We start from the raw sequence: 22,297 nt of genomic DNA, 5'->3' as shown, positions 1-22,297 counted from the left end.
AGTTAGCCAAGCAAAGAGCCACAGGCTTAAATAGAACATAATAAGGGTGTAGGTATATGAGTATTCATATATTGATTGGATATGTCGCCAATACACTTCGACATATTAATACTTTGGGTTTTTCCAGAATAAACCTGAATCTCAATTATTCTGTGCACAATGGAAAAAATATAGTTAGTGATCTGGTAATTGATTGTTTGGCGAATGATTTACCTGACGACTTTCATCCCGCAAAATATTTATCTGTATGTTATTTACCGTACTACCAAATTAATCACTCCAAAAATATAATCTCAATTATCCCTCGTAAAACAATTTCTTTTATTAATGTCAAACAGGAGGTTATTCATAACCTCAAACTAAGACTGTTTGATATTAGTACCCCAATTTTTATTAATGATATTCAATTAAATGCTGATTTAAAAGACATTAACTGGACTTTCCAGGATAAAAATGCCTATTACCTGGTAAACAGCGTATTCGATCAGTGTTCGCAACCAGTGGCAGATAAACGTCAGCATTACATCAAAGAATTGGATTTACACCTGAGTAACCTTGTGATCTGCAACGGCGTTAATCGCTCGGATATTCTGGATATCACGATATATGGCTTTAGCGGTATCGTTGTTCCAAAGTTCCCGCTTCCTGTAAACAAAGATAATCTGATCGACAAGAAGACAAGTCCTCGATGGCAGCACATACATAGCAAACTTTGTAGCGCATTGCTGAAACGTATTAACTCATGGCAACGTGGAACGAATCATCCAATTCTAAGCCGTATTAACCGCACCATTCTCTTTAATGAACTCACTCCACTGCAATTAACTTCATATCAACTGCTTGCAGTTATGGATGCGCCGTTATTTACAACCGCCAATGGCACAAAGCTGAATATGCTTAATCTGTTAAAGCCATATAGAGTTCATTTTCATCTGGATAAAACCAAATGGAGTAAGCGCAAAAAAAACGATATTAATTACCAAATCAATTGTGCTGAGTTCTTTGGCAATCTTTCTTCAAATAAAAACCGCCATTTTGTACGTCTGCTTAATTTACCGCAGCACCAGGTCGCAATATTCCTGGAACTAATCGAAAAATACTTTAATACGATTTCCGGCTGCTACAAGTACAAAATCGCATTTTCAAAAGAAACCCAAAAACACCTTGAGCAACAGCGAATCGCATTCCAAAGAAACATGCAGCTTTCAAGCCGTGTGCAATGGGTGTTCCATTTTGACAATACCGAAGTGATTTATGAGTTTGGCTTTAATGGTTTAAGTAAAGCCAAATCAGTAGACCTTGCTGCATAAAGGGGAAGTGTGATGGTAACTAAAGCACCAACCATAATTGAATTTGAAAAACTAAATGTCTTTGTGGACCGTAAGCAAAACATTGTTGCTTACGTCTATGGCTATGTGAATAAACTCCCATTCGAGGGGGTGGCTTATTTTGAGAATGAGCTTTACAACACCATTGACCTGTTCAGCGTATCCAAGTTGAAATCAGCCGATAATCGAATGATCAAGATGAAGCTTAAACGTGCAGTCATGGTTATGGAGAGCCAGGATAAGGATTCAATGACCAGAATTGATGAAACAGCCATTATGTACCATAGCAAGCTGTATAAAGAGCTTGATGCGAAGCACAATGGTCATCCAATAGCATTGAATGTGCCGGAAAGGGATAGCTCTCTGGTACAGGAGCTTGGTGGTATCTGGAATCCAGTTATTAAGCGATGGGTAGTTCTAAGTAAAAACCCAAACATCAAAAAGTTTAACCAGTGGGCGGTAGGAGCTGTTTATTAATTTAAACAGCCATGCTTTTCATAAATTGTGGCCTAAGCAATTCATCCTCTTTCAGAATGAAATTGGTCCAGTTGTATTCAGTAATCGTTAAATAATGCGATACGCCGTCAATATCAATCGTAATGCAGCAATCTAAGAGCTGCTTTAACGTCACCTGTTCTCTAATGACACAGAACGCATGATCGGTTAATAGAACGATTGTACGTGGGTCATCCGTTGAAAACTCACTGCGAGCCTTACGGAAAGCTTCTCTTAACGACATAATGATGTGACCCAAGAAATTTACTTCAACAGATTTGATTTCTTCGGGGCGAGAGTGATCTACAGGTTCAATCGCAAAACTTACACGTAATCTGGATTTTTTGGATATTTTATCCATGTCTGTATAGCGCATATTCAGTACCAAAAATCAGGTGGCAGCCTGTAACACTTACAATATATACCTCAACGACTTGTAAATTGAAGAAATAAATTCAGGTGGTGTCATTTTGACACCATTAAACCTTTATAAAACAAAGATATAAAATAATAATTGAGATTATGATTTACTGTACGGAAAGTAGTGAGGATAGGGCTATGAGCCGTAAAGAAATCAAAAGAGTGCCAATTCGGGTATCGAAAGAAATATACGAGAAACTTAACTAGGCAGCCGATCTGTCTGGTGTGCCATTAAATAGTTTTTTGATTATGACCATGAACCGCCGTTGTGATGAAATACTGCGACAGCACTTCAACAGCCTGTTTGATCAGCCATATAACGCTGTAGAAAGCGTCTGGCATGTGAAAGACTTTGGTACAGCTAAATGGCTTATTGACCAGATCAATACGCCGTCCAAGCCAAATGAGAACCTGAAAAGGGCATATCAGAAATATCAGGCATTAAGGGATGGTTAGGCTCTACAGATAGAGCCGTAACCCACTAGGGGGATACGGCTTATAGCTTACGGAAGCTAAAGAAGAAGCCGTAAGCAGCGAAAGCAAAGACAAAGAAGTGATTGAAGTAATCACCAACCACTACATCCACATGGCATAAGTCAACTTATTTTTAATTTTTGAATATGCCTGATTTTTTCCTAGTGAAAAACTAACGCTTACTTATATTTCACCGGAGAAAAAAGACCGGCATCTAGCCGATCTGTTTTTATTTACCATCACTTGTTAGTTGTGGTGGTTTTCTTAACTGGTTGAGCCTGTGCCTTTTTAGGCTCTTTGTAGTAGTGCAAATAGCCTGGTTCGTAGCTGTAGCTTGTAACAGCAGCATCACAGTCGAGTTCGTCCAATTCTTCTATATCGTAGATTTCAGACATACCGTGATTTTTCTGCATATATGCAGCAGCTTGTTTATCTGTCAGTTTCTTTTTAGAAACCAATAATTCTTCTTTCCATTCCCCAAGCAAGCCTTGAGAATTAAAGGCATAGCAAATCTCACCAGGAGCTTTTGATTTTGGAGTTTGAGCATTTGTTGTTGTAAGACCGACTAAACCTAATCCCAGAATCACCGCAACACTTTTCATTAACTTCTTCATTTTTAAATTCCGACTAACGAGTGATTATTAATTGTATAGGTTATTATATGCTAAAAAAATGGCATAAGATAATGATAACTATGGCTTTTGGTCGTATGTTTTACATAAAAAACACAAGCAAATGTGACTTAATCCACGCATTACTTATAAATCACAGGAGGAAACAGCATTTTTGAAGCGAAGAATTTACTAATTATGAATGGATTATGAATAAAAAGAGGTATCCAAAAATGCCCTAAAGTGATCTGCCACTCTTATGCAGCCAAACTGGTATTCTGATACTTCTTATAAGCCGTTTTAACGAAGCTACGAGCTATTTCAAGTAGATATAAGCTGTTGCTTGTAGTGTCTACCAGAATTGAATCTGTAGCGTTATATTCAAAATACAAGCGTAATGAAACCCCATTACAATCTAGGACAACGATTGTTGCCTTGTGACCTGATCTAAGATGAAGTAGGGCATTTCCCCACTCATTTTCAATATAGGCATGGGTATATTCGCCATTGTTGGTTAATTCAAGTTTAAAACCATTTTCCTGTAGCTGCTCTAGGATATGAGCCACCACATTAGCTTCTAAAACAGTCGTATTACTTGGCTCAACTGATACTATTACGCCAAGTGCTTTTTTAATGTTGAATAACATATCCATAACCACATCCTCCAAGCCTTAAAACAGGGGCTTTACCTGTTAGGAATTTCATTCCTATACTGTTCATTTTATATTCAAAACATGGCATAAGTCAATATTTTTTGATTTTATATATATGATATTTATAGGAATAATAAATTATTTTTTATATTAAAAATGTAACGCCTACTGTTTTTCTAGGTTCTTTAAAAAAAGAAGCCCCGCATTTGCAGGGCTTTTCGGTTCTGGAAGGATTAGCCTTCTAGGAGTGGGATAAATCCATTCTGATTAGCAAATACTTTTAGCTTTTCTGCTGATTCTGCTTGGACCTCTTTTGCTCGTTCCATGAACAGCTCATAGGTGAAGGCTTTATTGTTCAGAGCATCAATTAGTTTCTGATCTGAAAGCTGAATCCAGTCCGTTAATTTAAGATCGGCGTTGGCAGCATTTTCATCCCCAGTTTCATACACGTAGCTATCGTATTTCTCAGCCCATTGGTAGATGCCATTTCCCCAGGCTTTTTCCAGATCAAAGCGTACTGTGAGGTAATACTGCAAGCCCTGGTGAACACGGCGAATTTGTGGGGTAACGAAATCATTGCGTAGAAATTCGCAAGGCAGAACATTTGCTTGATTACCATTTACCATAATAAATGCGATTTGACCCACTGTTTCGCTTAATGGAGTGCAGTTTAGATTGATAGCTTGATTCATTTTAGATACCCTTTTTTCTATGCCAAAAATACGGTGGCATTTCCGCTATAACAGTTTGTTATCTAAGTTTTTATTCTATCATTTTAAGGGTGGAATGTACAGTTTCAAATTAGAAATTAACCACCTAAAACATGGCATAAGGAAATAATAAAAACCTAAAATGAGGTGGTTGGCTCTTCGCTGTAGGTGCTTCTACCGTGGTTGAGATTTCTTTCAAATCTATCCAGTCTGTAACCTTCAAAATGGGTGCAACTGCTGACAGCCGTAACAATAACTCTGGTCAGGTAGGTATTAGTCTGAACTTTTAATTCACTCCGACTGGAAATCAAAAAGCCCTGCAATATGCGGAGCTTTTCCCGGTATTTGTTCTACCATCCTTAAACGGCGCGTCTAACAGATCACGTAACAAGTCTAAGTATTGTTGTTCAGCATAAACCATAACTGATTCCAATTTGGGAAAAATTATGCCTGGGAATCTTTGGCTTTTTCTTCAAGACGTTTTCCATGCTTTACGATATTGGCTTTGGCAATTTCAACCGCCTGATCTACAGCATGGTCCATATCTTTCGCAAAACGCCAAACCCAAGACGATGAACTCCAAGAATAACTGAATCCTTTAACTTCACCATTCACAAATTCAACCGAATTTATGGATTGAGCTGTTTCAATTTTTACCAGGTACGCAAAAGGATTATGCAGACATAGATCAATGGCAAACTCTTCGGCAAACTGCTTGATATTGCGTTTCTTGCAGCTCTTGTAGAGGTCTGCAAAGCCATTCCATTGATCATTTAATGCCTGTACTTCTTTTTTGGTTAAACCCTCAAGGAAATCTTCAATGAAGGTTTCAGTCTGGTGGTAGGCTTGAAGCGGGATATACAGAACATCAGGAATACGCGCAGCTTTAGTAGCCATTAAGTCAATTTTATCGGTCAGTTGCGGTAATTCGTGAGCAATACCCATATCTATTTTCCTATAGTTAAATTAAAACCCCTCTATGTTTCTACAGAAGGGCAAAGGTTGATTTTAAAGTTGTGCAGTTGCCTTAATCGTTTCAAGATACTGCGGGTTAGTTTTCTTACGGATGCTGTTGTAATGCGATTTGCTGACCACAACTTCAAATTCAAGTAGTCGTTGCTCCCAGATACTTTCGATCTGATCTACAGGGTCTAATTTGCAATGACGGTCGAAACTATCATAACGGTATTCTTTTAATGGGTCAGGCAGCTTGTTTACTGGCACATTCAACAAGAAAGCTAACTGTTCTGCTGAACCTACTCTGAACATGATGGTCTGGAATCGTTTTGAACCTGTTTCGTAGCAACGTAATACAGACGAGCCAGGGTCACGCTCGCTGATATGAGTGCGGAGCCATTGTGATTGTGGGTAGCTCTTAATCTTAGGGTCATATTGTTCTGACACCATCAAGGACCACGGTGTTTCTCTACCTAGATGATTTTGAACCTGAATAGACTGGTAGCCCATGATCGTTTCTAGGTTTTCTAGGTTGTCATAGAACTTCTTTTTCAGGTATTTGCGGATTTCAGGCAGCTTCTCACTCATGTACGATTTGGTGTGCATGTCTAGCATAGCTGCATAGTTCTTTCGTGCCACCCGGTAACGCAGTTCTTCCAACTGGTCCGGCGTACCAACCATCGTCAAATCAAACGCAAGAAGCTTTAATTCATCCGTATTATTAAACTCACCGTACTTATATTTAATCTTTTCGGTAAACGGCACGTATCGACCTGATTCATCAGGGCAGAACACCTGACCATTATGTTTAACCAGATTCAGCAAGCGTTGATCTACCAAGTGGGAGAATCGTTCTTCTAAGCGTGTATTGTAAGCACTGTAGCTCTGTTCGGGGAATAGTGCATGAAACACACTATGACGTAATTCATCCACCGTAATCAGCTTTTGACTTGATTTGTATTCGATGGCTTTATCAAAGATATGGTTTGTACCATGCGTGGTGATTGGCTCTGCATCCAGAAGATCAGTAGCGAAGCCATATTTCTTCACCAATAGCTCAAACATGAGCACCACATAGACCAGTGATTCTACCGGTAGCTCAGATATATCGCACAAGACGCTTGGAGTGGTCTGGTTGGCAAATGCTTCGGCTGTTTCAAAGTTATAAAGCTGAACGTCCATCTTGCCATATTCGGTCTTTAATAACTGATAGGGTAAGTAATATCCGGCATCCGTATTATTCTTATTGGAAGGGATAAAACGATCACTGATATGACGGCGCAGATAGTTATATTCCATCGTGTCCGATACAACCACGAGGTTTTCACCGTTCTTATAGACGAACCCAAATACGCGATCTACGAAGCAGAAATAAACACCATCTTCAAACTTATGCTGATGGGCTTGAAGTGAGTTGAAGTCACGCCATACATACACCGGCGAGAATAATTCGAGTTTACTGCCTTCGACAGCATTTTTCCCTTTATTGAATACCAGAACATCGAAGTCCTTAGAGCTTTTCAGGGTCTTTGTATATACATCAACTACCTTGCCGTGGTCATCCAGGAGATTACGCATATCCGGGGAAATACCCTGATCAGCCTTCTTAAAGTAATTCTCAATCAAACCAGATATATGCTGCATCTGTTCAACGATCTGGGATTGCTGAATCAGCTCTTTGACTTCTAGTAAATCTTGGCGAAATTTAAGGACTTTATCGAATTTATTATCAATGGCATTAATACGAATATGCGCTGCACTGCCAAACTGACCATACAGGTCTTTGACCATCACCATAGCTGTAATGCCTGAATCGTCGAATTGAAGCGTTTTTAACACATTTTCCAGACGATACTTAAAGCTCATTTCATACGTGTAAATGTAAGCGTCATGCTCTTCAAGCAAGGCTTGAAACTTGGCTACCGACTGGATGGCATATTCGGACATATTCATAATTTCTGAATCCTGTATTAACCCATAATCAGGGGGCTTCCTGGTGAGCTTAACTGCTCGATATAGTGGAGATTATAGCGGTAAAACATGGCATAAGTCAACATGATCTCTCTTAGAGAAGCCTCGACATTTTTTTACTAAAAAAATCTAATGCTTACCTCTTTGTATAGGCATTTTAACGGTTTTAGGGCATAATGCGCATCGTTACTACTGGTTAAGAGTACGCGAAAAAATGACAAGCGAATTATCGCAAGCAGCTTCTATTGAGCTACCTAAGAATAAGCTCAATCTTGAGCAAACCCACGAGAAAATTCTGGTTCATCAGAACTCAATTTTTTTGGGTCGAAAAATTATTATCGTCTGTCTTGCTTTGATGATTATTTCTGTGACATTAACATTGTGCGCCGTAGTTGAAAAACGTAATAAGACCAAGAAAAAGCAATCCCTGGAAAATCAGCCAGTTTATGTTGAGCATGCAATAAACCTAGCTGCCACCGGCAATGAGGATGCCCTGATCTGGTTGGGAATGTCAGGCAATGCAAGTAAAACGGAATTTCAGAAGATTAAAGCTCTGGCATACAACACAGATAATCCTCAAGTAATTGAAGCTCTACTTAAAACGGATGAAACCCTAAAAAAAGAGAATCCAGAATTTAAAGGATTAGATCACTCGGAAATCAAAGCTCTTAAAACTAAAGGCATGGAGCTTGGAAGTGTGAAACTGATCGAAGAGAAATATATTGAGGTCGCAAAATGATTAAGTTCCTCGAAACACCAATGCAGACCTATGAACACGAAGATAATGTACCTCAAGAGCTGCAAGATCAGTTAAAAAAAGCAGAATACAAATCGCGTGAGATCAAATTTGCCTACAAACTACTTTTAGTGGTGGCTATTCCCTGGATTTGGCTTTGTATCATGTCGTATTACATGATCGCCTTTATTGATCAATACGACTATGCGAAAGCAGAAAAAAAACGTCAGGCTGTTGCTGAGAAGGTTCGTAAAGATATGGTCAAGCTTGATCAGCAGGGGAATCGGTATGCAACTTTATACCTGGTAGAACATGGAAGTTTTGAACAACGCAGCACAGCCTTTAACGCTCTGAAAGACATACAGGACAAAGATGCGCAATACTTCAATCTCGTGTACAGCAGCAAGTATTCTGATGTGCCTGGCTACAATATTCTGGAAGATCATGAATACATCCGTAATCTTATGAAGTATGTATCAAGTGGATACTTTAAAGCAGTTAATGAACTTGTTGATCTGGAAACTAAACTCAGGGATAAGAAGAAGCCTACTGCAAAGGAAATCGAATCTTTAAAACTGATTGAACAGTTCAAACAATCATTAATATAAAAAAAGTGTGAGTTCTAAATAACGAAACTGGTAAATCTTGTTCATAAATTTTGTCGCATAGTTGAATGCAAATTATTGGGCTTGTCGCAACATTGAATAGTAAATTTGTCGCACAGTTCTTTGTAATATTGGAACTGACAAAAAGCCCTTTCAAAAGGGCTTTTTTATTGAAAGTTATTCCACCGGTTGACCTTCGCATCCTCTAAAATCAATTTGACTTGCTTGTATTCTTCCAACCGCGCCAGGTCTTTTTCTGTTACCTGGGGCAACCGGTCTAAGTTCATATTGTCAGCAACATCAGCTAATTTTACAGCTACCCCAATGCGGTTTGCTGCGGTGCGGTGAGCTGCTGAAACTCTGGATTCGCCCGGTCGCTTAGTCAGTGACAAGATCGCATCAACGACCGTCACTGGAAATCCCAACTTTAGCAATTCATCTGCTGTGGTGTCGGTATCTTCTATGAGGTCGTGCATCCACGCTGCCATTTTTTCCTCTGGGGTATTAACAGCATTCGCCACACGCTCAGGATGTTTAATATAAGGCTCGCCGGCTTTATCAAATTGTCCATAATGACGTTCGATAGCCAGTTGTTCAGCAAGTTTTGCGGTAGCCATAAAATCCTCAGACTGCATGTGTTATTGAAAGCCCTATTCGCTGTTTTAAATCAGCAAACATAGCTTTTAAAAATTGTGTTTTCTGGAAATCGCCTTTAAGAACCTGGTCATCAAACAGTTTGTTCAATTGGTGGGCAAACCAAAGATCATATTCAGCGTCAAATAATTCAGGAGCCACATAATTAGCATTCTCACGATACCAAAGCTGCTTAGTCTGTACACGCAGAAAGTCACTGCTTTTGGTCAAACCTAACAGTTTTAGCTTCTCAGGATTCTGAGAAAGGTTCGCGTAGAAGGACATAGCATCCTGGCTTGGCATAGCCACGGTGAAATCTAGCTTCCGGGTCATAAAGTCCATGAAGTTTTCACTGACAGAGCTGTGCAAGTTCACATCCATGAAGGATGCCAACTGGATAAACATAGTGCGATAATGAGCAAAATTCTTTTTCATCTGATAAACCTTATAGCCTTTAATCGGGTGGCATCCCGGTACGGTGAAAATACCTATTAATTATTAGTCATTATCTTATAGAACATGGCATAAGTCAATGCAATGCGTTATTATAAACCTCACAAGATATTGCAAGCCCTTTAGGTTGTATATGGAACAAGAACTACAGCGCAGAGTTGCACCTACACGCGACCACCGCGAAATCCCACCATTTAATGATATTAAACATGATCTGGAAATCCCGGAGGATGCGCGTTTTATTGGGTGGTATATCAATAACCCCCAAAACCCGCTCCATTTTGTCAGTAGGGATGTAACCACAAAAACTAAGTTTATGAAAAAGCTCATTAGTGTGAGTGTTGAGCAAGGTAAATGCTTCAAATTGGGTGAATACCAGAAAGCCTTAGATTTTGTAGATGCACTGCCGTTTGCAGCTCAGGTCACAGTGATCTTCGGGTATGTAAAAAAAAGTGATGAACTGCCGGCTGATACCATGAAACGTGCTTATATTGACCCAAACGCAACAGAGTATCTGGTTTTTAGTGCACTACCGCTTTATTACAATGGCAAACCACAGTTTTCAGAGGATGATAATGAGTAATCAAGCTGCTGATCAAGATAGTGTTCTTGCCAAAATAAAGAAGTGTTTAAATCTCAGTAAGTCAAGCAACGCAAATGAAGCTCAAGTGGCCTTGCGCCAGGCGCATGCTTTGATGAAAAAACATAACCTTTCCATGAATGATGTAGAGCTGAGTGAGATTGTCACTGCTCAGGTGAATGCTGACACCAAAACAAAAGTACCCGACTGGACGGCAGAATTAATCCGGGTCGTTGCCGTGCTGCTTGAATGTGAGGTGATGTTTAATCGCTTTATGGGTAGCAATAAGAAAATGATTATCAACTTTGTCGGTGCGAAGGAAAATACGGAAATTGCGGTTTACACCTTCACTGTGTTGTACCGTGCTTTAAAAAAGCAGCGCAAAGACTTTATTGCTGAACAGGCTGCTCAAAAACGCCTTTTACACGCAAATAAGGTGCGCATAGGGGATGCTTTCTGTCAGGGATGGGTCATTGCTGTAAGAGAAAAAATCAAGGACCTCATACAACAGGAAAAGACACCGGAAGAACAGGCTTTTGCTGATCGCGTTAAATCTTACGTCCACCAGAAAACAAAAAGTGCAACCATGACACCAAACTCACGAAATAAACAAGGTTTGACAAAATACGCTCAGGAAGGCTTTAGGGAAGGCAGAAATGTAGACCTTCATATCGGTGTTCATGGTAAAGGCAAACAACAAGCCTTATTAACCCAGGGAAGTTAAATGAATATTATTGATGGCTATATCGTGGATACCATGCGTCAATTCAGAAAATATAAATTCACAAAAACCGATGTAACTCAGACAATGGATAAGATTGTTGAAGAGTATCGGATTTCACATACTGTAAAAAATGGAAAGTTACCTGGTAATTCAGAGGCTCCATTCCAAGAATATCTGCAAAAGCTACCACTTAATGCCAAAGTGCCACGCGGTAAATATTTTAAGGATAAATCACCATTCAGACGACATACATTGTTGGAAGAAATGTGGAGAATTAATTAAGCATTTTTTCTACTGGAAAATCTAACGCTTATTTGGTTGCCAGAACCCACAGTTGAAAAATAAAAGCAGAAATAAAAAAGCCTTGTGATCGACAAGGCTTTTTTGTTGGGTGACGTTTATGCTGCTTGTTTCAGCTTACGCCCAAGTACCACAACTCGGATGTTTATAGTCTTTTTCAAAAGCATTTTTTATATTAAAAAATCTAACACCTGCCTTTTAACAAGCCAAATAAAAAATGGAAGCCTTTACCGACTTCCATCCAAATCCATCAATTATTCTTCTGGAAAGGTGTATAGGTTTGCAATCAGACCTGTTTCCAGGCGATCAAAGTATTCCTGGGTGATCTGTTCTGTATAAACGATTTCAGCTTCAAAATCATTGTTTGAAAAAGTTAAGCCAATCTGACGAGAAGAGACTAGATTGTAAATATGATCTGCACACCGGAAGTCAACATACCCTCTAGCGATTAAAAGAAAGAAATCTTCTGAATCCGTGTCCAAACCCTCAATTGGCGTATTTAATTGCTTTGCAATATCACGCAAATCAAAAACCAAACATTCATTAAATTGAAGGCCATCATCGTCCACTTGGAAAGTCACTTGCAAGAAAGGGAACTGATGTAATTCTTTGTCGATAATCATAGATGTTATCCTAAATCTAAAGCCTTTAATCAGGTGGCTCTACCTGTTGAGCGATCTGCTCTATATGTTGTAAATCATATCTTCAAAACATGGCATAAGTCAATGTATAATATGTGCCAATCGACCTGTGTGGCGAATTATATCTCAGGAAAATATTATGTTATTCTATCCCATTAGGCGGTTATTGAAATCAAAGCTGTAGCCAATGGTGAAGGTGCTAAGTCCGTATTCAAGCTATGGGATTATGTGCAAGCCAATAATCCTCATAAAGCTCAAACAGTCAGTATTAATTCAAATTAAAGAAGGAGAAATCAAGGCATTAATTAGGCTTAGTTTTCATCTTTTTTGCAATTGTGATTGAAGTTGATAAACCTAAAATCAGTTTTCATATAGAGCGATCTATATGGGTATCCATTAATAAACATGAAGAATGAACAATGTTGAAAGTTAAAAAACTTATATTAAGTACGGTTCTCGCAACTTTAGGATTAACAGGTGCTCACGCTGCCGCCCCAACTAAAGCTCAGATTTTACAATGGCTTGTAAACGCTCAACAATCAACAGCAGAGCCGAAAAAAGCCATCCAACTTGTAAAGACAGAAAAAATCACGCTTGTTAATGGAGAAGAAGCGTATATATCTGGGGTGGAATTTGAAAATGCTGCGCGTAATTTTTGGGGTGGTTATATTTTAACTCGTCCAGACGCTAAAAAAGCTCAAATCCTAGATGAATTTGGCGGTCAGTCTAACACCTTCAAAGTGCATAAAACTAACTATAAAGGGAAACTCCTGGATATTGTTGAATTAGAACAAAGCAGTTCAGGTGGTGGAGCAATCTCTGGGGCAAATAGTTTAGTTGTATTCAAAGGGGATAAGCTGCAAGTTCTGGCTTCTGGCGAAAATTCTGGAACCATGATGTACGACGACTGTAGAAAAGATAAATACATCGAAACGGAATTTAAAATCAAACCTAATAGCCAGACAATCACTAAAATCACAACTACATCGAATGGTTGTGAGGAAGTGAAAAAGCAAAACAAGAAAGTTAAAACTGAATTAATTCCAATTGCAGTCAAGTGATCTTGATTGAAACAAAAAGCCCAGATAGATAGTCTGGGCTTTTTTGCATTTAACTAGATATAAAAAAAAACCGCAGATCAGTTAGAAATCTTGCGGGTATAAAAAGGTGCATCACTAACTCTCTCCACTGAAATTAGCAATGCTTACGGCACAAAATTTAATGGAAATATCCATCTTTTCCAAGTGCAAAAAACTATATATTTCGGCATTTAAAAAAAGAAAAAACCAGAAATCCTTTTATTATGATTTTCTGGAAGTGCATATATATTTAAAAGTGTTAAGTTTTTTAATTAAGTGTCTGAAAATAAAAAAGATACCGATAAATCGGTATCATTACAAATGAGAATCATTATCGTTTAGAATGGGATGTCATCACTTAAATCCACCGGAGCCGGTTGTGGCGGGGCATTGCGACCTTTATTGCCATTTTCACTGCCACCGTAACCACCGCCAAAGTTCTGATTACCATAACCGCCACCAAAGCCACCGCCTTGACCGCCATTGTTGCCGTAACCACCGCCAAAGTTCTGACCTTGACCACCGTTACCGCCATTGTTGTTATTGTTGCCACTATTCCCGCTATCAAGCATTTGCATTTGCTCACCACGGATTTCGGTTGTGTAACGCTCCTGACCATTCTGATCAGTCCACTGGCGGGTACGCAGAGAACCCTCAATGTAGACTTTGGAACCTTTGCGAAGGTACTGCTGTGCGATCTCGCCTAAACGGTTATACAGCACGATACGATGCCACTCGGTTTGCTCTTTACGCTCACCAGTGTTTTTGTCAGTCCAATTATCAGAAGTTGCGATTGAGAATTGAGTAAGACAGCCCCCATTTGGGAAAGTTTTTGTCTCTGGGTCACGACCCAATACACCTATCAGGATGGCTTTATTAACACCACGCATATTTTGTATCCTTTTATGTTTAGGAGAACGACTAAATGTTCGTTCTTGATGTATAAATTATCGGTCAAAACATGGCATAAGTCAATATAGAAATAATCTATTTTTAGGTTAGATAAATGCGGTTTATAATTAGGATAAAATTTGAAAAACAAATGAATTTAAAAGGTTTTTTACCCATTAAACAGCTTATTTCTACTTAATTTATTTGCTTGTTTAATAGCCCAATAATTCTCGTTGGTCATGCAGTATCGTTTCTCTTGCCTGGCAGTTATATAATGATAAAATTCTCAAAATATCAACGCATTTTTTTATACTTAAAAAACCTAACGCCTACCTAGTTCTATGCAATCAGGAGACGTAAAAATAACCCTTCCAGGGCTTAATTCATAAAGAGCTATCCGATCAGTATTTTCGTGACAATTAATCCCGAACAAATAGCACCGGCAATGTACCAGATATAGCGGTGGCGATCTGCACCAAGCGTTTCATCTAGGTATTCAAAAACACTCATATTTCTGGCATCCAGATAGCGAAAAAAATAAAATCCACTACTTACCAGTGCCATGATGCCAAAGACAAAGACGATTAGTTTGATTTCAAAGCCATTCCAGGAAAAACCAAAGACGTACATTAAGATGGCAATGATGCCTAAAAAGATCACTGCACGATTAAATAAATAACGCTTGAACCGTTTTTTTGAATCCTGACCGTCCATTTTTATTCCTTCGTTCTTTTTAAAGCCAATTTAGGACTAAATAAAGGTGTTAGCAAGTGCATTCATCCAACGATACGTGACCGGAAAGGGGCGTTGCTACGATTCAAACGGTTTCGCTTGGTGGTGTTGACTACTCCAACAAAGCGATCTACATAACCTTTGCAATTGGCATGTCCAGGTTCAGCACATTTCTTCATGAGGGAATCTATAGAGGTGGATATGGCTTTAGAGCGGTTATTCTCTATAAATTTGATACGCACAGCCAAATCAAGCAAAGTTTCATGGATGACTTCATTTATAACTGGACGTTCTGTTTGGCAAAGGTATTTTTCAACATCCTGTTTAAACAGCAATATGCCATTGTTATCAAGTATCTGAACCCCATTCGCTTCCAGATACATATTTTCTGGTCCGAACTCAAGGAAAGAATGTGTATCACATACGCTTACTACATCATTCAGAGTTTTAATTGAGTTGTGGAATTTTACATTGGTTAGGTGAATGACAAGTCCATTGATGTTAGGAATAATGATAAAAACTTCTTTAATTCCATTCTTCAACATTCCATTGAACGAGCTTCTGTCATTAATCTGATTGGGAAGTAAAACACGCAAATGGGGAGTGTTTTTAAGAAAATAAGACAATTGCATTAAATTATACATTTTAAATAATTCGCTCTGACAGATACGATTTTAAATTTCAATCTGAATATATAAATTAAACATCAAATAAGCAAGGCAAAGTATTTCTCTTCTATGAGAAATAACTCGCATACTTAAAGCTTAAAATGTGATTTAGACCGACCAGATCAACTTGTCTCCGACAAAAACCGCATTAAATTGACCAAAAATAGAGAGTTACGATTGATAAAAACGGCAATTCAATACTAATTAAAAACACCTATTATTTAATATGATTAATCAATATGAAAATAAAAGAGTGGATATTTATAATACCCACTCTTTATAAATATTAATCATACTGCTGCATTATTAATATAGGTTAAACGGAGCTGTTTTAAATTTAGTTCTGGAATAAAAGGCTCCAAAACATCCTTGATGGTATCCATTAAAACAGTATGTGATTGTTTGCTTACTTCGCGGAAACGGTTGAAGATAGAATCAACTGAATGTTTTTCTAAATCAACAAGGTAAGAGTAAGCTTCAAAAATAGTGTCACCCAGAACACCCGCAATAAAGTCAGCAGTAGCCATAGTTTCAGCTTTTAACTCTGCTTCTGTTCTGGCTTTAGAATTAGCAAAATCAGCTACAACATAACCATGTAGACAGTGAATATCGCGCTGCACAACAGGGTAAACATTACCATATAAATTAAAAGTAGTTTCCCCATTATAACCAAGTACAAACTGCATAAATGGGGTGTCATCCATAGCTTCCTTAATGATCTGGAATGGCGAATAGGTGTCTGATTCAGCGTGAGTGATCAGGTCTTGGAACCCACCCACATTCTCAAGGAATAGATCAACGACTTTGATTTTCTGATCTACCGTCCATGCTGAACATTCAAGCAGTGATTTAAGGTGTTCAATTGTTTGCTCGAATGGTTCAGAACCAAAAATGGTGTTTTCAACTTCATCATCATCCATATCTTCCATAGCCATCTGTAAATCAGCCATTACACCAATATTGGAATTTCTGAAATGGTTTTTCAGTTGTGTAATTGGTTCTATACCTTTGGTTGGAAGTTGGCTTAACTGGCTATAGTTCAACTCGTCTAAATAAGCTTCCAGATATGCCATATCATCGTCAGATAATGTTTCACGGTTTGAAAAATGAGAAAGGGCAGTCTGGGTAGTGGCGACAAGGTGAGTTACGAAAGGAGTGTAAATCTTTGACTGGAACCATTGGTTCACCACCGGATGACCAAAGCCGAACTCAGAAAGATAATTAGATAGGCTGAAATCTTCAATCAGCACTTGCTCTTGAGCAGCTTCACGGATGTTTTCAAGGGTATTGAATAGAGTTGAGCCAACTGCAACATAGTTGCGCATGTGGTTCTCGAATGCGTCTGCACCAATATGGTTGCCTAAGAATAAAACGCGGTTTTGTTCTGGTTGAATGCGAAGAGTAGTCATTATTTGAATCCTTTATTAAGCCTTTAATCCGGTGGCTTATCCGGGTGAGCGGTCTGCTCTATATGCTAGTCATTGTCTTATAAAACATGGCATAAGTCAATTAAAATCAAGCCGGTTGATACAGATATATTTGCAGCAATTAAGGTCAGGTGATACCTGAAAAGGGGTTATTGATTTGAGATTGTTTTTTTCTACTGAAAAAACCTAACGCCTACCTGGTTCTTTGGTTTTTCTTGGAGCAAAAAAAGACCGGCATATAGCCGATCTTCAATCTGATCTGTTTTAAGCAGCTTGTTGAAAATGAACTCTGGCATCCAGGTCTTTTAACAGACCATAAATTGCCTTACCAATACCATCCACGGTATCTGTCTCACGTTCAGATAACCAACGGCGCACTCGCAGATTAAAACGTACCATATCTTCCAAAGACCATTTGAGTTTCAGGTACTCGTCTTCAATTGTCTTTGCTGTCATATAAATGACCTGTTGATTCACCGGAGCTTCACTATCATTCACCACACCACTACGCAGCTCTGCGGAAGGTGTAGATAGAATAGCATCGACATTATGACGGCTAAAAACCACTGCCAACAATAGGCTGACCAAGTGAATAGCCTTCTGCGGGGTATAGTTCTGACGTAAATCAGGAGTAAGCGAAACCCCATAGGAGAATAGCTCTGGGCTTGCTCCTTGCTCTGCATTGTTAATGTGGTTGGCGGTAGTCGCCCAAATGCTTAAATTCATATTCTTAACCCTTTAGATTACCAATTAATCCGGTTGGTTGACCGGTTGAGCAGTTTGCTCTATATGCCTGAAATTATAGCCTTAAAACATGGCATAAGTCAATTTAAATAAGTGCTTTAATTTTTCCCAGGCAAAGAAAAACCCCTTCCGAAGAAGGGGCGTTTGAAGTTGCTTCGAGTTTTTAGTAGTCTGAAGCGCAGACTCTAGGATAAACTGGTTAGCTTCTAGCTTTTGAAAGTCCGAAACCAATAGGACTTAAAGGTAACTGGTTATTCAAAGAAATCTTATTCAATTTCTTATCAAATCTTTTTAGAGGATTGTTCGTCTCTCTATGTGCTCTATTATTACCTTAAACATGGCATAAGTCAACATGCTAGAGGGTGGTATTTTAAAAAACCCGCCTTTTTAAAACTCTTTGTCTAAATAATCATCAAATTGCAGCATTTTTTCTATTTTCCCTGGCTTCAATCCGCTCTTGTAGGGGTCTATGTCTCTTTGAGAATGGACATGCTACTACTAATCGAACAGATAGTGGTCCAGTAAGTACCGCAGTAATCAGGTGCATCAACCATCCAAGATACGGTAGAAATCCAAATAAAGTCGTACACGCACCGAATATACCTGGAATTTTAGAATAACCGTGGTACTGAGCCAGAATGACTGTGATGATATGCGAGACAAACAGATAGACAATAAAGTTGTTCTTCGTTATGTCTAAAGCTTCGTAACCAAGTACCGGGATTGCTAAAGCACAATGACCCAAAAAATTAATGATTAGGCAGATTTTGAATAACTGGTAGGTGGAGAAATTAAACCACTCCATCGGTGTCTTGAGATTAGTTTTCATAATTTTAACTTTACGAAAGCCCTGACTGGTGCTTAAAAAATTATTTACTTCTAGTGCATAGTACATGAAAAATTATTGATGCGTCATTCAAAAAAACTGATGAAAATAGTAGGGATGCTTAACAAACTGCTTAACAGAATATACACTGCATGGAATACAAACTCCGATCTGTCAGACGGATACCAAATAAGAAGTACCACTATGAACAGTCACATTGAAATCCTGGTAAAGCCGTTACCCCTACAACAGTCATTGGATGAAGTAGGGAAGATGATTCAACAAATAAAATCACTCAATATTCAGCAAAAATACGAGCTATTAGAAAATCGGATTCAAGCCTTACAGCTACTTGATATTAAAATCTATAAAAATCACTTCGATAATTTTATGGGGATTCAGGAGCCGATCACTCCATTAGATCATCACATCACTATTGAGATTCTGGAAAACCTTACAGAACAGACTAGAGACTATGTAAACCACTTATCGTCTGTGCATGGTCTATTACATGCAACGCATTCCAATACAAATTATACAGCTCTCACAAAGAATACTTTTGATCTCTACAGTGAGATTTCAAGTCAATCTATCCTTATGCGTGAATTGTTTGAGAAAGCGACTAAGAAGTTAGAGCAGATTAGCCGTGATTATAAAGGCTCTTTTACAGTGGATAGCCGTGAAATTGAGTATTCACGATACTTACTCACCATGACTGGAAGCATAAGCCGTATAGAAAAGGAAGTGAAAAGCTACGCCGATCAATTATATGAGACGGCAATGCGATTGACAGCTCGCCTAAAAGAGTTGAATCAGGATATGCGAGCAATCAACCAGAAAGTTGAGTGTATAAGCCAGATTACCGATTACCTTCATGCTAACTGTAGTCGAAAGCTCGCAAAAATTAAATATGCTCGTAACCTGGGGGCTATTATGGGAGGTATTTTCCTCATACTGATGGTGATCATTTCGTTCTACGAACAGTCGGCCTATAAAATTCTCTTTATTCCTTTCATCATGTCTACTTTTTATATATACCTTAGTTACCGTGAGCACAAAAAGTATCAAGCTGCCATGCACAAGTCATTAAGCCAGTTGAAAGAAGTAATGAATAGTGCAATACAAGCCCAAAAAATTAAGACTTTATAAAAATATTAAAGCCCTCCGAAGAGGGCTTTTACTATGCTGCGGTATGAAGTTCTAACTCGTGCTGTTATGTCTTTTCGGTACGGACATTTACCACTTGCCAGACAAAGTGGAATCCTAAGAGGGGTTTAAAATACCTCGTCGCGGATGCCGGGCAATTTGGTATTCATCATATATGGTGGCGACCTTTCCCAAATACTCAATAAGATGCCGATTAGTGATTTGCGGTTGCGAATTAAGTTCTTCCTCAAGGTAATCAGCATGAGTTTTGCGTAGGTAATAGCGAAGGATAACGACATGACTGGTCGATGCTGGCTTATCCAGATCAGATTTCTTAATCTCAGCCCAATAGGATTTGTAAGCTAAACCACTATTGGGATTATACGCCCAAAGCAAAGCTACCACGGTTAATGCTGAACATAGACCAATAGCTTTAAACTTGATACCGTTTAATAGATGGGGCTGTGGTGCTATTAGTGTTTCATTCATATTATTCTTGCTCTTGTAATCAACAGGCGAAACTCAACCTGACAACTTAAATATAGCAAAAAAAAGGCGCATTACGCGCCTAGTTTTTCAAGAAAATATAATTCAACTCTTTGATTAAACGCCGTCTTGAACGAGTTTAAATGCAATTTTAGGCACACTAGCAAGGTGCTGAATTACAGAGATCGGACTGGTGTTGTCTTTGCGTGAGACACCAAGCATGAACAGGATTGTGAAATTCTCTTCATTAGCAAAGTCACGAATCTGCCATACGCCCTGATACTCAGTTCCATTGATCTGAACACCGGTAAATTCTTCTTGTAATTTACCCATAGCCTCATTAATCAGGTTATGCGCAGTAGCACGATTGATTACAGGGTTGTTGGAACCATAATCTAAAGATGCCAAATCAGCCTTGAAGAACCAACCGTTTTCTTTCAGCTCAACACGTACTACGTGTACACCAGATTTTATGCTATTGCCTGTAACTACGTTAAATGACAGTGGTTCAGGGCTTTCAAAAGTCTGGAAGCCAAACCCCTTAACAGCTCGAATCAGGTTTTGTACTTTTGTTTCATCACTACTAACTTTAGCGCGAGAGAACGAAACAATATTGTTATCTTTTTCTGTCATTTTTAAACCTGAAATTTCTTTTTACACACTTACATTTATATCATTGAAACATGGCATAAGTCAATAAGTCGAAATTTTCTGAATAAGCAGCTTATAGAATATTTATTTTTTAATTATCTGTTATAAATCAAAAAACGCATTTATACTTTTGCGCGTCATTAGGAGTATTTAACCCATGCACACAAAGCAAGAAAAAGACGGCGCAGAGTACCAACAAATACTGCAAGCTCGTGAACTGTACGAAAAGGGTATTCGCTTATCTATGGTGAAGCCAAATAAAACTAATCTCAAAAAAGCCGTTTCCTATTTCACTCAAGCTGCTGATCTTGGTCATATCAATGCGAACTTCATTATTGGGGATGCGTTTTGCAAAGGGAAATGGCGCACAGAATTAGACCAGACCGAAGCTCTTAAATATCTGGATACCGCAGCCAATCACAATCACCCGGAAGCTATGGTTGGCTTCGCTGATATACACCATAGAAACGGCAATCTATTTGAAGCCCTAGATGAATACCTATTGGCATTAACATACGGCAATCAAGCTGCTATAGATCGCATTCAAAAACTGATTGATAACCCTATTGGTCAAAACTACTTAGCAAACTTGTTTCAGCGCGAAGAAAAAACCCAAGAATCAATGGTTCAATTCTTTATTGGACGCTGTTATCTACACGGTTTTTGCACGGAACCTAATCTGGAACGTGCGATTGGTTGGTTGAAAGAAGCTGTACGATCTAATAGTGCCTATGCAGCGCATACACTCGGTTATCTGTACGAAACAGGCAACGGCGTGGATAAAGACATTGATATGGCAATCGACCTATACAAGATTGCAGGGGAGCAAGGGTTTTCCAAAGGGTATCTATCCATTGCGATCTACAATAGTCAGCGAATCAATGAGCCACATATGGCAAAAGAGAACCTTCAATCAGCCTTTGAATTTTATAGAAAAGCAGCAGAGTTGGGTGATCTGGTTGCAGATAACGAAATGGGTATTTTGCATATTCAAGGTTTCGAGTTTGGCTTCCCGAATTATGCTGATGCAGCACTCTGTTTCCAGGCAGGTGCAGACAAAGGCAACCCAGATGCAATTTTGAATTTAGCTAACTGCTACTATTCTGGTGTAGGCGTGGAACGCGACCTAATTAAAGCTGAAAACTACTTTAGCTTGCTTTTATCACATGAGGATGGTCTTGCAGCTCAAGCAGCTTATGGTCTGGGTGCAATCTATACGCAAAATATTCAGAAGCGTATCCGTAAAATTGGTCGAAGCTATTTAGAAGCTGCTGCTAAAGCGAATATCCAGGGTGCTAAAGATTTATTAAATAAATCATTTGGCAATAATAAAAAAGTCGCATGAATTAGTTTTTT

The 22,297-nt window shown here is 38.7% G+C and carries 28 protein-coding genes; 11 read left to right on the top strand and 17 right to left on the bottom strand.

What is annotated here, in order from left to right; translation table 11 throughout:
• Positions 1-56: 56 nt before the first annotated feature.
• Together E5Y90_RS14465 and E5Y90_RS14460 are read left to right on the top strand one after the other, a co-directional pair.
• Entirely contained in the window at positions 57-1,310 is a 1,254-nt protein-coding gene (locus tag E5Y90_RS14465) for a hypothetical protein (RefSeq protein WP_163146561.1), read from the top strand.
• Positions 1,311-1,322: 12 nt separating this feature from the next.
• Positions 1,323-1,805 carry a hypothetical protein gene (locus E5Y90_RS14460; protein WP_163146560.1) on the top strand — a complete coding sequence of 161 codons (483 nt, stop codon included), beginning with the start codon at positions 1,323-1,325 and terminating at the stop codon, positions 1,803-1,805.
• Position 1,806: 1 nt separating this feature from the next.
• Here the strand turns inward: E5Y90_RS14460 and E5Y90_RS14455 are convergent, their stop codons facing one another.
• The gene (locus tag E5Y90_RS14455; protein WP_163146559.1) at positions 1,807-2,199 is read right to left on the bottom strand and encodes a hypothetical protein; all 393 of its coding nucleotides are present in this window, start codon (positions 2,197-2,199) and stop codon (positions 1,807-1,809) included.
• Between the two features lie 299 nt (positions 2,200-2,498).
• Here E5Y90_RS14455 and E5Y90_RS14450 point away from each other — a divergent pair, with 299 nt between their 5' ends.
• Positions 2,499-2,699 (top strand): hypothetical protein, encoded by a 201-nt coding sequence (locus E5Y90_RS14450; RefSeq protein WP_163146558.1) that lies wholly within the window; start codon positions 2,499-2,501, stop codon positions 2,697-2,699.
• Positions 2,700-2,956: 257 nt separating this feature from the next.
• Here the strand turns inward: E5Y90_RS14450 and E5Y90_RS14445 are convergent, their stop codons facing one another.
• The 5 genes from E5Y90_RS14445 to E5Y90_RS14425 form a co-directional block, all read right to left on the bottom strand.
• Positions 2,957-3,331: a hypothetical protein gene (locus E5Y90_RS14445; protein ID WP_163146557.1), complete on the bottom strand. Its 375-nt coding sequence runs from the start codon at positions 3,329-3,331 to the stop codon at positions 2,957-2,959.
• A 254-nt stretch (positions 3,332-3,585) separates the two neighbouring features.
• On the bottom strand, positions 3,586-3,975 hold the full coding sequence (locus E5Y90_RS14440) for a hypothetical protein (protein WP_174660618.1): 390 nt from the start codon (positions 3,973-3,975) through the stop codon (positions 3,586-3,588).
• A 239-nt stretch (positions 3,976-4,214) separates the two neighbouring features.
• The gene (locus E5Y90_RS14435) at positions 4,215-4,673 is read right to left on the bottom strand and encodes a hypothetical protein (protein ID WP_163146555.1); all 459 of its coding nucleotides are present in this window, start codon (positions 4,671-4,673) and stop codon (positions 4,215-4,217) included.
• Positions 4,674-5,135: 462 nt separating this feature from the next.
• Positions 5,136-5,636: a hypothetical protein gene (locus E5Y90_RS14430; RefSeq protein ID WP_163146554.1), complete on the bottom strand. Its 501-nt coding sequence runs from the start codon at positions 5,634-5,636 to the stop codon at positions 5,136-5,138.
• Positions 5,637-5,699: 63 nt separating this feature from the next.
• Positions 5,700-7,601, bottom strand: a complete 1,902-nt coding sequence (locus E5Y90_RS14425; RefSeq protein ID WP_163146553.1) for a hypothetical protein — start codon at positions 7,599-7,601, stop codon at positions 5,700-5,702.
• 232 nt (positions 7,602-7,833) lie between these two features.
• Here E5Y90_RS14425 and E5Y90_RS14420 point away from each other — a divergent pair, with 232 nt between their 5' ends.
• Both E5Y90_RS14420 and E5Y90_RS14415 read left to right on the top strand, forming a co-directional pair.
• The gene (locus tag E5Y90_RS14420) at positions 7,834-8,358 is read left to right on the top strand and encodes a hypothetical protein (protein WP_163146552.1); all 525 of its coding nucleotides are present in this window, start codon (positions 7,834-7,836) and stop codon (positions 8,356-8,358) included.
• Positions 8,355-8,963, top strand: a complete 609-nt coding sequence (locus tag E5Y90_RS14415) for a hypothetical protein (protein WP_174660617.1) — start codon at positions 8,355-8,357, stop codon at positions 8,961-8,963. Before E5Y90_RS14420 ends, E5Y90_RS14415 begins: the two co-directional genes overlap by 4 nt.
• A gap of 164 nt (positions 8,964-9,127) precedes the next feature.
• On the opposite strand, the gene E5Y90_RS14410 is transcribed toward E5Y90_RS14415, so the two are convergent.
• Both E5Y90_RS14410 and E5Y90_RS14405 read right to left on the bottom strand, forming a co-directional pair.
• Positions 9,128-9,577, bottom strand: coding sequence for a guanosine-3',5'-bis(diphosphate) 3'-pyrophosphohydrolase (locus E5Y90_RS14410; protein WP_163146550.1), 450 nt, complete (start codon positions 9,575-9,577; stop codon positions 9,128-9,130).
• A gap of 7 nt (positions 9,578-9,584) precedes the next feature.
• A complete protein-coding gene (locus tag E5Y90_RS14405; protein WP_163146549.1) occupies positions 9,585-10,028 on the bottom strand; it encodes a hypothetical protein in 444 nt (147 codons plus the stop codon).
• A gap of 151 nt (positions 10,029-10,179) precedes the next feature.
• On the opposite strand from E5Y90_RS14405, the gene E5Y90_RS14400 reads away from it, so the two are divergent.
• Genes E5Y90_RS14400 through E5Y90_RS14390 form a run of 3 tightly spaced genes read left to right on the top strand, consistent with a single transcriptional unit; the run spans position 10,180 to position 11,632 of the window.
• Positions 10,180-10,629 carry a hypothetical protein gene (locus tag E5Y90_RS14400; RefSeq protein ID WP_163146548.1) on the top strand — a complete coding sequence of 150 codons (450 nt, stop codon included), beginning with the start codon at positions 10,180-10,182 and terminating at the stop codon, positions 10,627-10,629.
• On the top strand, positions 10,622-11,350 hold the full coding sequence (locus tag E5Y90_RS14395) for a DUF2786 domain-containing protein (protein WP_163146547.1): 729 nt from the start codon (positions 10,622-10,624) through the stop codon (positions 11,348-11,350). The genes E5Y90_RS14400 and E5Y90_RS14395 overlap by 8 nt, the downstream gene beginning before the upstream one ends.
• Positions 11,351-11,632, top strand: a complete 282-nt coding sequence (locus E5Y90_RS14390; protein ID WP_163146546.1) for a hypothetical protein — start codon at positions 11,351-11,353, stop codon at positions 11,630-11,632.
• Positions 11,633-11,904: 272 nt separating this feature from the next.
• Here the strand turns inward: E5Y90_RS14390 and E5Y90_RS14385 are convergent, their stop codons facing one another.
• Positions 11,905-12,273 (bottom strand): hypothetical protein, encoded by a 369-nt coding sequence (locus tag E5Y90_RS14385; RefSeq protein ID WP_163146545.1) that lies wholly within the window; start codon positions 12,271-12,273, stop codon positions 11,905-11,907.
• A gap of 437 nt (positions 12,274-12,710) precedes the next feature.
• Between E5Y90_RS14385 and E5Y90_RS14380 the strand changes: the two genes are divergently transcribed.
• Complete coding sequence (locus E5Y90_RS14380) at positions 12,711-13,352, top strand: hypothetical protein (RefSeq protein WP_163146544.1); 642 nt, start codon at positions 12,711-12,713, stop codon at positions 13,350-13,352.
• 356 nt (positions 13,353-13,708) lie between these two features.
• Here E5Y90_RS14380 and ssb read toward each other — a convergent pair whose 3' ends face one another.
• From ssb to E5Y90_RS14350, 6 genes are all read right to left on the bottom strand, one after another.
• Positions 13,709-14,260 carry a single-stranded DNA-binding protein gene (gene ssb, locus E5Y90_RS14375; RefSeq protein WP_163146543.1) on the bottom strand — a complete coding sequence of 184 codons (552 nt, stop codon included), beginning with the start codon at positions 14,258-14,260 and terminating at the stop codon, positions 13,709-13,711.
• 394 nt (positions 14,261-14,654) lie between these two features.
• The gene (locus E5Y90_RS14370) at positions 14,655-14,975 is read right to left on the bottom strand and encodes a hypothetical protein (protein ID WP_163146542.1); all 321 of its coding nucleotides are present in this window, start codon (positions 14,973-14,975) and stop codon (positions 14,655-14,657) included.
• A gap of 62 nt (positions 14,976-15,037) precedes the next feature.
• Positions 15,038-15,625 (bottom strand): hypothetical protein, encoded by a 588-nt coding sequence (locus E5Y90_RS14365; RefSeq protein WP_174660616.1) that lies wholly within the window; start codon positions 15,623-15,625, stop codon positions 15,038-15,040.
• A gap of 326 nt (positions 15,626-15,951) precedes the next feature.
• The gene (locus tag E5Y90_RS14360; RefSeq protein WP_163146540.1) at positions 15,952-17,070 is read right to left on the bottom strand and encodes a hypothetical protein; all 1,119 of its coding nucleotides are present in this window, start codon (positions 17,068-17,070) and stop codon (positions 15,952-15,954) included.
• Positions 17,071-17,352: 282 nt separating this feature from the next.
• Entirely contained in the window at positions 17,353-17,814 is a 462-nt protein-coding gene (locus E5Y90_RS14355; protein ID WP_163146539.1) for a hypothetical protein, read from the bottom strand.
• Between the two features lie 430 nt (positions 17,815-18,244).
• Positions 18,245-18,727, bottom strand: coding sequence for a hypothetical protein (locus tag E5Y90_RS14350; RefSeq protein WP_163146538.1), 483 nt, complete (start codon positions 18,725-18,727; stop codon positions 18,245-18,247).
• 135 nt (positions 18,728-18,862) lie between these two features.
• On the opposite strand from E5Y90_RS14350, the gene E5Y90_RS14345 reads away from it, so the two are divergent.
• A complete protein-coding gene (locus E5Y90_RS14345; RefSeq protein ID WP_163146537.1) occupies positions 18,863-19,807 on the top strand; it encodes a hypothetical protein in 945 nt (314 codons plus the stop codon).
• Between the two features lie 114 nt (positions 19,808-19,921).
• On the opposite strand, the gene E5Y90_RS14340 is transcribed toward E5Y90_RS14345, so the two are convergent.
• Positions 19,922-20,293: a hypothetical protein gene (locus E5Y90_RS14340; protein WP_163146536.1), complete on the bottom strand. Its 372-nt coding sequence runs from the start codon at positions 20,291-20,293 to the stop codon at positions 19,922-19,924.
• A gap of 114 nt (positions 20,294-20,407) precedes the next feature.
• On the bottom strand, positions 20,408-20,923 hold the full coding sequence (locus E5Y90_RS14335; protein ID WP_163146535.1) for a hypothetical protein: 516 nt from the start codon (positions 20,921-20,923) through the stop codon (positions 20,408-20,410).
• A 175-nt stretch (positions 20,924-21,098) separates the two neighbouring features.
• On the opposite strand from E5Y90_RS14335, the gene E5Y90_RS14330 reads away from it, so the two are divergent.
• Positions 21,099-22,286 carry a tetratricopeptide repeat protein gene (locus tag E5Y90_RS14330; protein ID WP_163146534.1) on the top strand — a complete coding sequence of 396 codons (1,188 nt, stop codon included), beginning with the start codon at positions 21,099-21,101 and terminating at the stop codon, positions 22,284-22,286.
• Positions 22,287-22,297: the final 11 nt, after the last annotated feature.

This window comes from Acinetobacter sp. 10FS3-1 (genome assembly GCF_013343215.1).
GTDB lineage: Bacteria > Pseudomonadota > Gammaproteobacteria > Pseudomonadales > Moraxellaceae > Acinetobacter > Acinetobacter lwoffii_C.
Note: the sequence above shows the minus strand (reverse complement) of the source record. Positions and strands in the feature narration are given on the sequence as shown.